General features: G+C 68.2%; 10 protein-coding genes and 1 other annotated feature. Of the genes, 6 read left to right on the plus strand and 4 right to left on the minus strand.

Annotated features, from left to right (window positions below; translation table 11 throughout):
* Window positions 1-14 precede the first annotated feature (14 nt).
* Window positions 15-1,511, minus strand: coding sequence for a SulP family inorganic anion transporter (locus tag Q0579_RS17900; protein WP_298815194.1), 1,497 nt, complete (start codon window positions 1,509-1,511; stop codon window positions 15-17).
* A gap of 63 nt (window positions 1,512-1,574) precedes the next feature.
* Window positions 1,575-1,630: a sequence feature (sul1 is cis-regulatory element that is thought to sense ions involved in sulfur or methionine metabolism; They are found in Alphaproteobacteria), on the minus strand.
* A gap of 268 nt (window positions 1,631-1,898) precedes the next feature.
* The gene (locus tag Q0579_RS17905) at window positions 1,899-2,321 is read right to left on the minus strand and encodes a DUF2147 domain-containing protein (RefSeq protein ID WP_298815197.1); all 423 of its coding nucleotides are present in this window, start codon (window positions 2,319-2,321) and stop codon (window positions 1,899-1,901) included.
* Window positions 2,322-2,514: 193 nt separating this feature from the next.
* Between Q0579_RS17905 and Q0579_RS17910 the strand changes: the two genes are divergently transcribed.
* Together Q0579_RS17910 and Q0579_RS17915 are read left to right on the plus strand one after the other, a co-directional pair.
* Complete coding sequence (locus tag Q0579_RS17910; protein WP_298815200.1) at window positions 2,515-3,840, plus strand: Nramp family divalent metal transporter; 1,326 nt, start codon at window positions 2,515-2,517, stop codon at window positions 3,838-3,840.
* Window positions 3,841-3,923: 83 nt separating this feature from the next.
* On the plus strand, window positions 3,924-5,015 hold the full coding sequence (locus Q0579_RS17915; protein WP_298815203.1) for an MBL fold metallo-hydrolase: 1,092 nt from the start codon (window positions 3,924-3,926) through the stop codon (window positions 5,013-5,015).
* Here Q0579_RS17915 and Q0579_RS17920 read toward each other — a convergent pair.
* Window positions 4,993-5,715 carry a hypothetical protein gene (locus Q0579_RS17920; protein ID WP_298815206.1) on the minus strand — a complete coding sequence of 241 codons (723 nt, stop codon included), beginning with the start codon at window positions 5,713-5,715 and terminating at the stop codon, window positions 4,993-4,995. The genes Q0579_RS17915 and Q0579_RS17920 overlap by 23 nt on opposite strands.
* Window positions 5,712-6,926, minus strand: coding sequence for a toxic anion resistance protein (locus tag Q0579_RS17925; RefSeq protein ID WP_298815209.1), 1,215 nt, complete (start codon window positions 6,924-6,926; stop codon window positions 5,712-5,714). The genes Q0579_RS17920 and Q0579_RS17925 overlap by 4 nt, the downstream gene beginning before the upstream one ends.
* Before the next feature lie 249 nt (window positions 6,927-7,175).
* On the opposite strand from Q0579_RS17925, the gene Q0579_RS17930 reads away from it, so the two are divergent.
* The 4 genes from Q0579_RS17930 (at window position 7,176) to Q0579_RS17945 (ending at window position 14,189) form a co-directional block, all read left to right on the plus strand.
* Window positions 7,176-9,563, plus strand: coding sequence for a TonB-dependent receptor (locus Q0579_RS17930; protein WP_298815211.1), 2,388 nt, complete (start codon window positions 7,176-7,178; stop codon window positions 9,561-9,563).
* Window positions 9,564-9,623: 60 nt separating this feature from the next.
* A complete protein-coding gene (locus Q0579_RS17935) occupies window positions 9,624-10,586 on the plus strand; it encodes a hypothetical protein (protein ID WP_298815214.1) in 963 nt (320 codons plus the stop codon).
* Between the two features lie 231 nt (window positions 10,587-10,817).
* A complete protein-coding gene (gene typA, locus Q0579_RS17940; protein ID WP_298815217.1) occupies window positions 10,818-12,659 on the plus strand; it encodes a translational GTPase TypA in 1,842 nt (613 codons plus the stop codon).
* A gap of 198 nt (window positions 12,660-12,857) precedes the next feature.
* A complete protein-coding gene (locus tag Q0579_RS17945) occupies window positions 12,858-14,189 on the plus strand; it encodes a chloride channel protein (protein ID WP_298815220.1) in 1,332 nt (443 codons plus the stop codon).
* The last annotated feature ends 9 nt before the right edge of the window (window positions 14,190-14,198 follow it).

Here is a 14,198-nt window from a genome sequence, read left to right on the forward strand (position 1 = left end):
CGATCAGGGGCGGATCAATGCGGGGCGAGCCCCATCTCCACGCCGGTCTTGTCGTGCAACGCGAACCGGTCGACGATGTCGGCGCTGGCACGATTGTAGCCAATTACATCGACCGAGCGCCCGTCGCGGCGCAGGCGGGCGACGATCTTGTCGAGTGCGCCCACCCCTGAAATGTCCCAGAAGTGCGCGGCCGTCACATCGATCACGACGCGCCGGGCTGGGCCTTCGGCCTGGAAGGCCCGGGTGAACCGGTCGACCGACGCGAAGAAGATCTCGCCGGAGACCCGGTAGGTCGCTTCCGTACCATCTGCGGTCTCCTCGCGCGTCACCGAGAACATCCGCTGCACCTTGCCGGCGAAGAAGATACCCGACAGCAGCACCCCGGCGAGGACGCCGAGCGACAGGTCGCGCGTCGCGACCACAACGACGACGGTCGTCAGCATGACGATCGACGAGGTCGGCGGATGGCGGCGCAGGTTGGCGATCGAGTTCCAGCTGAACGTGCCGATCGACACCATGATCATGACGGCGACCAGCGCGGGCATCGGCACGCGCCCGACCCATGGACCGAGCACCGCCAGCAGGAACAGCAGAAAGGCGCCGGCGACGAAGGTCGACAGCCGGCCGCGCCCACCCGAGGTGACGTTGATGACCGATTGCCCGATCATCGCACAACCGCCCATGCCGCCGAACAGCGCGGCGACGATGTTCGCGCCTCCCTGTCCCCCGCACTCGACGCGCTTGGCGCTGTCCGTATCGGTCATGTCGTCGACGATCTGCGCGGTGAGCAGTGACTCGAGCAGCCCGACCGCCGCCATCGTCAGCGAATAGGGCAAGATGATGCGCAAGGTGTCGAGCGTCAGCGGCACGTTCGGCAGGGCGAAATCGGGCAATCCTTCCGGCAGCTTGCCCATGTCGCCGACCGTGTTGACTGACAGACCCAAGCCGATGCTCACCGCGCTCAGGATCAGGATCGCGACCAGCGGCGACGGGATCGCCTTTGTGATGCGCGGAAAGCCGTAGATGATCGCCAAGCCGCCGGCGACCATCGCGTAGGTCTGCCAACCGACGTTCGTCAGCTGTGGCAGCTGCGCCAGGAAGATCAGAATGGCGAGCGCGTTGACGAAGCCGGTGATGACCGAGCGGGACACGAACTGCATGACGAGATCGAGACGCAGCAGCCCCGCGACGATCTGGATCAGCCCCATCAGGATCGTCGCGGCGAACAGGTAATCGACCCCGTGATCGCGAACCAACGGGATCACGACGACCGCAACGGCGGCCGTCGCGGCCGAGATCATGCCGGGTCGCCCGCCGATCAGCGAGATCGTGATCGCGATCGCGACCGATGCGTAGAGGCCGACGCGCGGATCGACGCCGGCGATGATCGAGAAGCCGATCGCCTCCGGGATCAGCGCCAGCGCGACGACGATGCCGGCCATGATGTCGCGGCGGGCGGCGGCACCGTCAGTGAACCACTGCCGGCGATAGGTGGTGAGATCGATGTTCATGGAAATTCCCACATCAAGGCACATGGCGCCGATCAGGGCGCTGAAACTGGTCTGCATGTGTGATGTTGTCCGGCGGATCGGCGGCCGGCATAGCCACCCGGAATTTCACCGGGTCCTTGCGAATGGGCGTGCCTCTACACGAACCGCGCAGCCGAATGCAACGTGGGCGCGAACACGCGCTTGCAGCGCCGATCGTTCGAAGCAGCGCTCACGTTCGCTCGACATTGAGGGCTGCGCGACAGCAACGGCCGCCGGGAGACCGGCCGGTCGCACGCCGCTGGTACGATGCGGCCGGCACGATGCGGCACCCGCAAGAGGTGGCGCGGGAGAGGCGTTGACGGGCAATCCATCCGCGAGCGGCACTGCCGTGCGCGGACGTTGGCGGGCTCAGCGCGCCGGACGCCAGGTCTGCGTCTGGCACAGGAATGCGATGCAGCCCTGTACCTTCAGCGTGCCGTCGGCGTTGCGGCTGACGATCGACTTGTAGGTCTTGCCGTTGCGCGGATCGTAGATGCGCCCGCGCCAGTCGTCGCCCGCGTCGGTGAATTCGGACAGCACCGGCATGCCGACGATCGGGCGGCTGCGCAGCGCCTTGTCCTTGTTGTTGACGTCGGTCGCCGCCGCACCCGGCGTGTGCTTGAGCACGCGGACGATCCGGCCGCAGGTCTTGCCGCCGCACGGCCCCACCTCGACCAGCGCGGCCCCGTCCTCGGTCACGTAGCGGCCGTTGATCGGCTGCGCGGCCTGGGCGGGCGCGGCGAGGGCGATGGTGCCGGCGAGCGCGGCGGCGAGGGCGGGAAGCATTCTCATGGCTCCTTCTTGCGGCGGCGCGGATGAACACGCAATGGCCGAAGCGGCGGCATTCCCCGCCTCACGTGCGCAGCAACGCAACATCACGCGGCAGGGCACCCGAGCGGCATGAAGGCAGGTGACCGGGCCCGCTCGTCGCACGCGGCAGATCGCGCGTTGAACCCGGCTCGCTTCTCCCGCATGAGCGTCGCCGATGTCGTTGCCGTCCCCTTCGCAGCCCCGCGCGCCGGCGCGCTCCCTGGCGGACAGCTACGCCTCGATCCGGGTGCCGGAGGGCGCGGGCTTCTGGCGCACCATGCTCGCCTTCGTCGGGCCGGGCTGGCTCGTCGCGGTCGGCTACATGGACCCGGGGAATTGGGCGACCGACATCGCGGGCGGGTCGGCGTTCGGGTACCTGCTGCTGTCGGTCGTGCTGTGCTCCAACCTGATGGCGATCGTGCTGCAATCGCTCGCCGCGAGGCTCGGCATCGGCGCGGGGCACGATCTGGCGCAGGCGTGCCGCGCGCGCACGTCGAAGCCGTTCGGGATCGCCTTGTGGCTGCTCGCCGAGATTGCGATCATCGCGTGCGACCTCGCCGAGGTGCTCGGCACCGCGATTGCATTGAAGCTGCTGTTCGGGTTGCCGCTCGTCTGGGGCGTGGTGCTGACCGGGCTCGACGTGTTCGTGATCCTCGCGCTGCAACGCTACGGTTTCCGCCAGCTGGAGGCATTCATCGCCGCATTGCTGGTCGTGATCGCGGTCTGCTTCGGGCTCGAACTCATCTGGGCGCGGCCCGATTGGGTCGCCGCCGCAGGCGGACTGATCCCGCGGGCGGAAGTGGTGACCAACCCCGCCGCGCTCTACATCGCAATCGGCATCCTGGGTGCGACCGTGATGCCGCACAATCTCTATCTCCATTCCTCGATCGTCCAGACGCGCGCCTACGGCGAGGCGGAAGTCGGGCGGCACCGCGCGCTGACGCTCGCGACGATCGATTCGACGGTCGCGCTCGGGCTCGCCTTCTTCATCAACGCCGCGATCCTGATCCTCGCCGCGGCCGCATTCCACACCGCCGGCCGCACCGAGGTGGCCGAGATCGAGCAGGCGCACGAATTGCTGGCACCCATGCTGGGGGTGGGCGGGGCGAGCGCGGTGTTCGCGATCGCGCTGCTCGCCAGCGGGCAGAATTCGACCGTCACCGGTACGCTTGCGGGGCAGATCGTGATGGAAGGCTTCCTCGACCTGCGCCTGCCGGTCTGGCTGCGTCGGCTGGTGACCCGCGCGCTCGCGATCCTGCCCGCGGTGCTGGTCGTCGGCGCGGCGGGCGACCGGGGTGCCGGCGAACTGCTGGTGCTCAGCCAGGTGATCCTCAGCCTCCAGCTCCCCTTCGCGGTGATCCCGCTCGTCGCCTTCACCGCCAACCGCGGCTACATGGGTAGCTTCGTCGCTCCGCGCTGGTTGTCGGCGCTCGCCTGGGCCATTGCGGCGGTGATCGTCGGGCTGAACGGTTATCTGCTGTGGGGCATGGCGACCGGGTGAGCGGCGGCGGCATTTGACACCGGCGCGTGCATGTCGCAGCGCATCGGTCCACTCCGGAACCAAGTCCGCTCGCCGATGGTGTCATGAAATCGTTCTTGCTTCCTCTCGCATGCGGCGCATTCGCCGCCTGCTCGGTCCCCGCGGTGATGCCGGGCGAGTTGCCGCGCAGCGACCATTTCGATGGGCAGCGCTTCTTCAACCCCGATGGTGACGGCGGCAGCGGCGGCGATGCGAAAAAAGGGCCGGTCGGGCTGATCGAGAGCCTGTTCTCGCGCGCGAACAATTGGCCGCACGTTGCCGTCACACCGACGCGCCCGCCGCGGCGCGTCGCCGGCGCGGCGATGGCGGTGACGTGGATCGGCCATTCGACCGTGCTGGTGCAGACGCAGGGGCTCAACATCCTGACCGACCCGGTCTGGGCGGAGCGCTCGTCCCCGGTCGGTTTCGCCGGGCCCAGGCGCGTGCGCGCGCCGGGTGTCAGGCTCGCCGATCTGCCCCGAATCGACGTCGTGCTGCTCAGCCACGACCATTACGATCACCTCGACACGGGTACGCTCAAGACCCTGTGGAAACGCGATCGACCGCTGATCGTCACCGGCCTGCGCAATGACGCGCTGCTCGCGCGCTACGGCATCGTGGCGGAGGCGCGCGACTGGGGCGGGCGCGTGCGGGTGCGGTCCGACGTGGATGTGGTGGTGACGCGCGCGCATCACTGGAGCGGGCACGGGCTGGGCGATCACGACCGGGCTCTGTGGAGCGGCTTCGTCGTCACGCTGCCGGGCGGCAACCTGTATTTCGCCGGGGACACGGGGCCGGGCGACATGCGCTGGGCGGTCGAGGCACGCCGCTATGGCCCGGTCCGCCTGGCGCTGCTGCCAATCGGTGCCTATCATTTCACCGGGCCGGTGACGGGCAACCATATCGGCCCCGATCAGGCGGTGACCGCGTTCGAGCAGCTCAGCGCCGCCTACGCGCTCGCGGTTCACTGGGGCACGTTCGAGTTGACCGCCGAAGGCATCGACCAGCCACGGATCGAGCTGCACCGCGCGCTGACGCGGGCGCAGATCGCGCAGCGCCGCTTCCGCGCGACCGAGGTCGGACAGACGTGGATGATCCCGCCGTCCGCCGCGACCGATCAGCCGCCCCTTCCGGTCACGCCTCGCCCTGGTATTTGATCTCCAGGAAACGCCCGCGCGTCGCCAGCGCGTCCAGGTCGCCTTGCGCCAGTTGTTCGCTCATCTCGCCGAGCTCGCGTTCGATCACGCCCAGACCGTCGGCGAGCTGCTGATCGGGCGTCTTGCCGTTGCGCGGAGTGGTGCGCAGCCCCGCCGGCACCTTCTGATAGTCGCGCACGAATTCAGGCAGCTGCTCGCCGACCAGCCGGCGGACCTCGGCCGCCGCCGGCGCATCATCGTCGAGTGCGCCGATCTGCACGCCCAGCGTGTCGAGCCGCGCGCCGATCCGGTCGATGATCGGCACCGCGGGCGCGGGCAGCGCGGGTCGCTGCGCGTCGAGCCAGCGCGCAGTGGCGGCGGGCAGCGCCTTGATCTCGGAACGCGCGATCCGCTCCGGCGTCGGTACCGGGGTGGCAGGCGCGAAGGCGATCGCCAGCGTCACTGCCAGCATCAGCAGCATCACCGCCAGCGCGCCGAACATGCCGAGCGGCATGACGATCCCGCCGAACAGCCCCGCCGCAATCAGGATGGCGGCGTTGGCAAGTGCGATCAGCACCAGCCGCTGCTTCGCCCCGCCGCGCCCGCCGCGCGGCGGGCGACGCTGGGTCTGCACCACGCCCCCATCGCCGCCGCTCCGCACGCGCTCGACGGTGCGGCGCGCGTCGGCGATCGCCTCGTCGGTTCGGGTCGGTACGCTCACAGCGCCTCCAGCTTGAACTGGTCGGCCGGGCCTGACACGCGGTTCTGCGCCGCGCCTTCTGCCCGCGCGATATAGCCCTTCGACTTCTCGACTTCGTTGCCAAGCGTCGTGACGGTGGTCTTCATGCTGTCGAGCGCCTTCAGCTTGAAATCGTCGATCGCGTCCATCGTGTCATAGATGTTCTGGAACGCGCGCTGCAGCGTTTCCAGCGGGATCGTCGAGGCAGCGGCCTGTTCGTGGATGCGCGCGGTGTTGGAACGCAGCAGCTTGCCGGTTGAATCGATGATGTTGGCGGTGGTGGTGTTCAACTGCGTGATCTGTTCGAGCACCAGCTTCTGGTTGGTCAGCGCCTGCGCAACCGTCACCGCGGTGCGCAGCGCCGCGACTGTGGTGGTCGAGGCGCGGTCGACGCCCTTGATCAGCTCGACGTTGTTCTTCTTGACCAGGTCGAGCGCCAGATAGCCCTGTACGGTCACCGCCATCTGCGTCAGCAAATCCTGCGTGCGCTGGCGCGCGTAGAACAGCGCGGTCTCGCGGATCGCCTTGGCCTTGGCGGGATCGGTCGCGTCGAGTTCGTTCGCCTTGTCCTCCAGCCGCGCGTCCATCGTCTGCGACAGGTGGATCATCTGCTCCAGCCGACCCATCGCGGTCCACAGGTTCGCGCGCTCGGTGTCGATCGAGGCATTGTCCATCAACAGCTCGTCCTTGCCCGAAGCGAGGCTTTTCAGGATCGAGCTGATGTGCGTCTGGCTGGATTTGTAGCTGTCGAAATAGTTGCGCATCTTGTTGCCGAACGGGATTACCCCGAACAGCTTCTGCGGCGCGGTGAGATTGCCCTTCTTGCCGGGGTCGAGGTCCTCGACCACTCGGCGCAGTTGCGCCAGGTCCTTGCCGACCCCGTCGTCCTTGTCCATCGCGCGCACCGGGCGGTCGAGGAAGCGGTTCGACTGACCCGCCGCGTCGCGGATTTCCTTCTGCCCCATGCTGGTGATCGCATCGACGCGGCGGCCGAATTCGGGACTGTTGACGTCCTCGGCGATCAACTGCTCGACAAAGGTTTCGACGCGCTTCTCCAGCTCCGTGCGCGTGCCTTGGTCAACCGGCACCAGCCCCGCAGCCTTTGCGGGCGCGAGCGTGGGGACGGGATCGGGCGGGGTGAGCACCAGCTCCTTCTCCACCGCTCCCTGCATTGCGTCGGGCGTCGTCGCCATCGTGTCGTTCCTTCTCACCCGCGCTTGTCACGCGCCGTTCTTACCCGAGCCTGACCGCGATGGCCCGCGCGATCAAGTGTGTTGTCAGTATAAGACGCGCGTGCGGTGGTCGCAATCGCCGCCTGTTGCATCAAATCGCCACATCAGCGTCACGACGGCGCAACGCCACCGACGCGAAGTTGCAATGAGCGCCGCCTAGCGAGCGCGTCGGGGCTGGCGGGTGATCCGCGCAGCGAAGGGGAAGACGAAATGACGGGGAAGCTCTCGCTCGGCCTGCTGGCCGGGCTGCTCGGTTGCGTGTCGACGCAGGCGCTGGCGCAGGCCGCGGCGCAGCCGGAGAACACACCCGATGATATCGTCGTCACCGCGCAGAAACGCGAACAGCGGATCGAGGACGTGCCGCTGACCGTCACCGCAGTGACCGGCGAGCGGATGCGTGACCTGGGCGTTAATTCGCTCTCGGAGGTCGCGCTCTACGTGCCCGGCCTGCGCATCCAGGAGCAGAGCGCGAACAACCCCGGCTTCGTTATCCGCGGCATCACCTCCGATTCGGGCTCGGCGCAGCAGGGCGCGCGCGTCACGCTCTATTACAACGGTGTCGATATCTCGCGCTCGCGCGGCGCGTACCAGGATCTGTACGATCTCGAGCGGATCGAGGTGGTGAAGGGGCCGCAGGCGACGCTGTTCGGCACCGCCGCCGCGGTCGGCGCGGTGTCGATCATCTCGGCGCGTCCGCGCGAAGGGTTCTCGGCGAACCTGACCGGCTCGTACGGCAATTACGACCGCACGCAGGTGTCGGGCTACCTGAACGCCGGCAACGGCACGCTCGCGGGCCGGCTCGCCTTCGCCTACAAATACCGCGACGGCTATGTCCGCAACATCGCGGGCGACCCGAACGTCCCCAACCAGAACCAGGGCCGGGTCGATCAGGACGATCTGAACGGGCAGGACCAGCGCGGTATCCGCGGCTCGCTGCGCTGGACGCCGTCGACCGACATCACCGCCGACCTCGTCCTGACCTATGACGGGCAGCGCAACCCCGGCACCGCGTTCAAGAGCCGCGTGTTCGCGCCGACCGGCGGGCAGACGGGCGATTACGGCTACGCCGAACTCTCCGGCTCGCCTTTCTCCAAGGAGGTGCTGGGCAAGCGCAAGCTCGGGCTCGACCGCGACGTGTACGACGCCAATCTGACGGTGCAGGTCGACCTCGCGCCCGGCATCACCTTCACCACCGTCAACGGGTATCGCCGCTTCGACAGTCTCGAAACCTTTGACGCCGACGGCGGTCCGGCATGGTACCTCGAATTCGCCGAGGACGCGAAGGGCGACCAGTGGAACCACGAAGGCCGATTCGCCTTCACCGGCGACAATTACCGTGCCTCGTTCGGCTGGAACGCGTTCCTGGAGGACGGCTTCCAGCGCGTGCCCTTCTCGACCGAGGAAGGCACTTATCTCGCCTGCTCAGTCGCGGCCGCCTATGCGCCCGTCCGCGCCGCGCTGACCGCCGCGGGTGTGCCGACCGGCACCGGATGCGTCGCCGCCAATGGCACGATCCCCGCCGCCACCCGCGCGACCGCGCTGCTGACCCGCGGCGCCGCTACGCAGCTTCCATACGCGTCGGTGTTCACCAATTACGGCACCAACCAGGCCTATTCGGTCTTCGCCGACGGTACCTGGCTGCCGACCCCCGCGCTCGAACTCACCGCGGGCGCGCGCGTCCTGATCGAACATCGCAAGTCGGGCTATAGTTCGGTTCAGCCCAATTCGACCATCCTCGCAGGGCTCGGCATCCGCTCCAGCCTGCTCGGCACTGCGAGCACCGCGGGCGCGCGATATACGGCGGAGGACAGTTTCGCCGCCGTGTTGCCGCGCTTCAACGCGCTCTACCGCGTGACAGACGGGCTCAACCTCTACGCCACGATCAGCAAGGGCCGCCGCTCGCCGGTGGTGCAGCTCGCCGCGGCGGCCGCGGGCACGGCCGTTCGCCCCAACCTGCAATCGGTGCCCGAGGAGACGGTGTGGAATTACGAGGCCGGCGTGAAGGCGGCGCTCGGCGGGTTCACCGGCACCGCCTCGGTTTTCTACCAGGATTATCAGGGCTTCCAGGTCTCGGTCACGCAACCCAATGGCACCGCGCTGACGCAGAGTGCGGGCTCCGCCAAGAACCCGGGCGTGGAATTCGAAGGCACCTACCACCTGTCACCGATCCTGTCGGCGTTCGGCAGCTTCGCCTATATCGACGGCAAGATCGACCGGGGCAATAACGTGACCCCGGCCTATGCCGGCGCCCGCTTCCGCTTGCAGCCGAAGACCACCGCGTCGGGCGGGATCAACCTGCGCTTGCCATTGGCCGAGGGAACGGTGTTCTACGCGGTGCCGTCTGCCACCTACCAGTCGAAGGTGTTCTTCGAGCTGCCCAATAGCGACGCGATCAGCGAACGCGGCTACACGCTCGTCAACCTGCGCGCGGGCGTCGAGCTGGCGGGCGGCCGCTACCGCCTGGGCGGTTTCGCGCGCAACCTCACCAACAAGAAGTACCTGATCGACGCGGGCAACACCGGCGGTGGCTTCGGCGATCCCACCTACATCCGCGGCGAACCGCGCTTCTACGGCGTCGAGGTGGCGGGGACGTTTTGACGAGGATTGGCTGATCACCCCCGGTTGCGCGGGCATGCGCGTGCGTGTCAGGCTGCGGCGATGATCGCTGCCCTCCTGCTCGCGCTCGCCGCGCCCGCGACCCCGCTTCCGCCGCCGGTCGACCCGCTGACCGCGCAGGTCGAGACGGGGGACGTCGATCGGTTCGCCGCGATCTTCAATGCGGCGAACGGCGCGCCGAGTGCCGAGCAATTGCAGCGCGGCTATCTCGATCGCGGCAGCGAGGGCGTGCGCGTCTTCACGCCCGACCGGATCGAGAGTGCGGACCATCTGGCGAAGGCCATCGCCGCCGATCGATCCGGCTATGAGCGCGCACTGCGCGTCTGCCTGCCCGTCGTGCGACAAACCCAGGGTGAGTTGCGCGCCACCTATCTCGCGCTCCACGGCCTGTTCCCCGACAAGCCGCTGCCGCGCATCTACCTGGTGATGGGCGCGGGCAATTCGGGCGGCACCGCGGCGCCGGGTGTGCAGGTGCTGGGGCTGGAGGTGCTGTGTCGTATCTCTCCGACGCCCGAGGCGCTGCGCGACACGCTGCGCAGCTTTTACGCTCATGAAACCGTTCACGCGCTGCAAGGCGACGCGGAGCGAACAGCCGAAGCAGCGGGCAACGGCGGCGTGCTGCTGGGCAGTGCGCTGATCGAAGGCGCGGCTGAATTCATCGCCACGCTGGTAACCGGACGCCAGACCGACCCTGAACGCGCCGCTTGGGGGCTGGCACGCGAGCGTGATCTGTGGGCGCGCTTCGAAGCCGATCTGACGGTGACGCGCACGGCGAGGTGGAGCGACCTGAGGCGTGGCACACCGGCGGCCGCTGCTTTCTACCGCTGGATCGGCAATGACGGCGCGGCACCGGAGGGTTGGAAGAGCGAGGCCGGCTATTGGATCGGCCAGCGTATCTGGCAGCGCTGGTACGACAAGCAGCCTGACAAGAACGTCGCCATCCGCCGCCTGCTGACCGTCGATCGGCCAACCGAGATTTTGGCCGAAGGGCGCTACACCGGCTGAGCCGCTGTCCTGCACGCCCCGGCCGCGCCATAAGCACATCGATGCAGCCCGCCACACATAAACCCCGCGCGTAGGCGCGCTCAACGAGTGCGACCTTTGTGACCCTTCGCGCGCGCCCACGATGCCCTTCTCCCCGCCCGCGCGAGCTCCATCTTTTCGCGCGCGCACAAATAGGCTAAGGGCGCGGCCGAAATCGCCTGTGCGACCAGCGCGGGCCATCCAGGAAACATGATGAACCTCCGCAATATCGCGATCATCGCGCACGTCGATCATGGCAAGACGACCCTCGTCGACCAGCTCTTCCGCCAGTCGGGCACCTTCCGCGAGAACCAGCGCATCGAAGAGCGCGCGATGGATTCGAACGACCTGGAAAAGGAGCGCGGGATCACCATTCTCGCCAAGCCGACCTCGGTCGACTGGACGCCCCCGGGTGAGAGCGAGGCGATCCGCATCAACATCGTCGACACGCCCGGCCACGCCGATTTCGGCGGCGAGGTGGAGCGCATCCTGTCGATGGTCGACGGCGTCGTCCTCTTGGTCGATTCGTCGGAAGGCGCGATGCCGCAGACGAAGTTCGTGACCGGCAAGGCGCTGGCGCTGGGCCTGAAGCCGATCGTGGTCGTCAACAAGGTCGACCGCAACGACGCGCGCATCCAGGAAGTGCTCGACGAGGTGTTCGACCTGTTCGTGTCGCTCGATGCCAACGACGAGCAGCTCGACTTCCCCGTGCTCTACGCCTCGGGCCGCAACGGCTATGCCTCGACCGACATGGACGCGCGCGAGGGAACGCTGATCCCGATGTTCGAGACGATCGTGCGCCACGTGCCGCCGCCCAACCTTCAGGTCGAAAACGTGCCGTTCACCTTCCTGGTAACGCTGCTCGACCGCGACAACTTCCTCGGCCGTATTCTGACCGGCCGCGTCAACTCGGGCACCGTGAAGCTCAACCAGCCGATCCACGCGCTCGACAATGACGGCAACGTCGTCGAGACCGGCCGCGCGTCGAAGATCCTGTCGTTCCGCGGGCTCGACCGTGTGCCGGTGGACGAGGCAAAGGCGGGCGACATCATCAGCCTCGCCGGCCTGACCACCGCGACCGTGTCGAACACCATTGCCGACCCGCAGGTGACCGAGCCGCTGCACGCGCAGCCGATCGATCCGCCGACGCTGTCGATGCGCTTCGCGGTGAACGACTCGCCGATGGCGGGGCGCGAGGGGTCGAAGGTGACCAGCCGCATGATCCGTGACCGCCTGTTCCGTGAGGCGGAATCGAACGTCGCGGTCAAGGTGACCGAGGCCGCCGACCGCGACAGCTACGAGGTCGCGGGCCGCGGCGAATTGCAGCTCGGCGTGCTGATCGAGACGATGCGCCGCGAAGGCTTCGAGCTCGGCATCAGCCGCCCGCGCGTGCTGTTCGGCGAGGACGAGGACGGCAAGAAGACCGAGCCGTACGAGACCGTCATCATCGACGTGGACGAGGAATATTCGGGCACGGTCGTCGAGAAGATGAACCTGCGCAAGGCCGAGATGACCGACATGCGCCCGTCAGGCGGTGGCAAGACGCGCATCACCTTCTCCGCGCCGAGCCGCGGCATGATCGGTTACCACGGCGAGTTCCTGTCGGACACGCGCGGCACCGGCATCATGAACCGGCTGTTCGAGAAGTACGGGCCCCACAAGGGCAACATCGAGGGCCGCAAGAACGGCGTGCTGATCTCGAACGGCGCGGGCGAGGCGCAAGGGTACGCGCTCGGCCCGCTCGAGGATCGCGGCATCCTGTTCGTCGGCCACGGCGAGGCGCTGTACGAGGGCATGATCATCGGCGAGAACGCCAAGACGGATGACCTCGAGGTGAATCCGATGAAGGCGAAGCAGTTGACCAACTTCCGCGCGAGCGGCGGCAAGGACGACGCGATCCGCCTGACCCCGCCGAAGAAGATGACGCTGGAGCAGGCGATCGCGTATATCGACGACGACGAGATGGTCGAGGTGACCCCGAAGTCGATCCGTCTGCGCAAGCGCTTCCTCGACCCGAACGAGCGCAAGCGCGCGAGCCGCGCGAAGGCCGCCTGAAGCGAGGCCGCAGCGAACGCTGCGGCGAGCGCTCACTCAGGCGGCCGGGCCGGCCTCGCGCAAGCGAGGACCGGCGACGCGGCTCTGCCGCAGCGGGCATCCGGACGACATAGAAGCGGCGGCGAGGGGATGCCCCTTCGCCGCCGTTTGCGTGTCCAGCGTGGGTGATCTCTGACCATAGCACGCTATAGCGGCCCCATGCCCGACCGCCGCTCCCCCTTCGCCCGCCACCGCTGGACCCCGTCGCGCTACCGCGCACTGCTGCGCACCCGCGGTCCGCGCTCGGTCCGTTTCCGCACCCGCGTGTCGGTGCTGGCGGGTGCGATCGCGATCGGGCTGGTCGCGATCCTGTTCGCCGAGGCTGCCGACTGGGCCGGCGGCTGGTTCAACGGTTATGCCAGGCGGTGGCACTGGCTGCCGCTGCTCACGACCCCGCTCGCCTTCGTCGCGCTGGTCTGGGTGACGCGCAGGATCGCACCGCTGGCGAAGGGGTCGGGCATCCCGCAGGTGATCGCGGCGAGCGAGGACCCCAACCGTGCGACGGGCACGCTGATCTCGATGCGCACCGCGGTCGCCAAGATCGTGCTGACGATCGCCGCAGTCCTGTCGGGTGCGTCGGTCGGGCGCGAGGGGCCGACCGTGCAGCTCGCCGCCGCGGTGATGGGGCTGACGCACCGGATCATGCGCGTGCCGCTGCGCACCCCCGTTGTGATCGCGAGCGGCGCGGCAGGCGTTGCGGCGGCGTTTAATACGCCGCTCGCCGGGTTGCTGTTCGCGATCGAGGAACTGGCGAGCGCCTACGAGCAGCGCGTGACGCTGCTGGTGCTGTCCGCGATCGTCATCGCCGGCATGGTCGCGCAGTCGGTGCAGGGCGATTACGTCTATTTCGGCGTGATCGGGGCGAGCATTCCCTTGAGCAGCGCCTTGCTGGTCGTGCCGGTGGCGGGCGTCGTCGGCGGCTTGTCGGGCGGTGCGTTCGCGCGACTGATGCTGATGCTCGCGACCGGCAGCACGGCGGTCACGCGGTGGAGCAAGGCGCATCCGATCCTCTTTGCGGGTCTGTGCGGCGTCGTCGTCGCCGCGCTGGGCGTGGCGACCGGGCTGACTTGGGGTACCGGCTATTCCGCCGCGCGCGAGATGATCGTCGGGGTCGATGCACCCTTGTGGTTCGGCCCGGCCAAGTTCGTCGCCACGCTCGCCACCGCAGTGGCGGGGCTGCCCGGTGGCATCTTCGCGCCGTCGCTGGCGGTCGGGGCAGGGGTCGGCAACCTGTTGCGCGAGGTGTTCCCGGCAAGTCCGACCTCGGCGGTCGTGATCCTAGGCATGGTGGGCTATTTCGCGGGCGTCGTGCGCGCGCCGCTGACCGCGGTGATCATCCTGTCGGAGACGACCGCGAGCCGCGGGCTGATGCTGCCGATGTTCGCCACCGCCTTCATCGCCGATGCGGCGAGCCAGTGGGTGTGCCGCGAGAAACTGTACCACGGCCTGTCGCGCGGGTTCGCGATGGCGCCCGAGCCCAGACCGCAATGAAAAAGGGCG

Source organism: uncultured Sphingomonas sp., from assembly GCF_936927845.1.
Classification (GTDB): Bacteria; Pseudomonadota; Alphaproteobacteria; order Sphingomonadales; family Sphingomonadaceae; genus Sphingomonas.

Excerpts from the sequence above, each read along its gene's own strand:
- Q0579_RS17900 (WP_298815194.1), bottom strand. The coding sequence starts at position 1,511 with ATGAACATCGATCTCACCACCTATCGCCGGCAGTGGTTCACTGACGGT.
- Q0579_RS17905 (WP_298815197.1), bottom strand. The coding sequence starts at position 2,321 with ATGAGAATGCTTCCCGCCCTCGCCGCCGCGCTCGCCGGCACCATCGCC.
- Q0579_RS17910 (WP_298815200.1), top strand. The coding sequence starts at position 2,515 with ATGTCGTTGCCGTCCCCTTCGCAGCCCCGCGCGCCGGCGCGCTCCCTG.
- Q0579_RS17915 (WP_298815203.1), top strand. The coding sequence starts at position 3,924 with ATGAAATCGTTCTTGCTTCCTCTCGCATGCGGCGCATTCGCCGCCTGC.
- Q0579_RS17925 (WP_298815209.1), bottom strand. The coding sequence starts at position 6,926 with ATGGCGACGACGCCCGACGCAATGCAGGGAGCGGTGGAGAAGGAGCTG.
- Q0579_RS17930 (WP_298815211.1), top strand. The coding sequence starts at position 7,176 with ATGACGGGGAAGCTCTCGCTCGGCCTGCTGGCCGGGCTGCTCGGTTGC.
- Q0579_RS17935 (WP_298815214.1), top strand. The coding sequence starts at position 9,624 with ATGATCGCTGCCCTCCTGCTCGCGCTCGCCGCGCCCGCGACCCCGCTT.
- typA (WP_298815217.1), top strand. The coding sequence starts at position 10,818 with ATGAACCTCCGCAATATCGCGATCATCGCGCACGTCGATCATGGCAAG.
- Q0579_RS17945 (WP_298815220.1), top strand. The coding sequence starts at position 12,858 with ATGCCCGACCGCCGCTCCCCCTTCGCCCGCCACCGCTGGACCCCGTCG.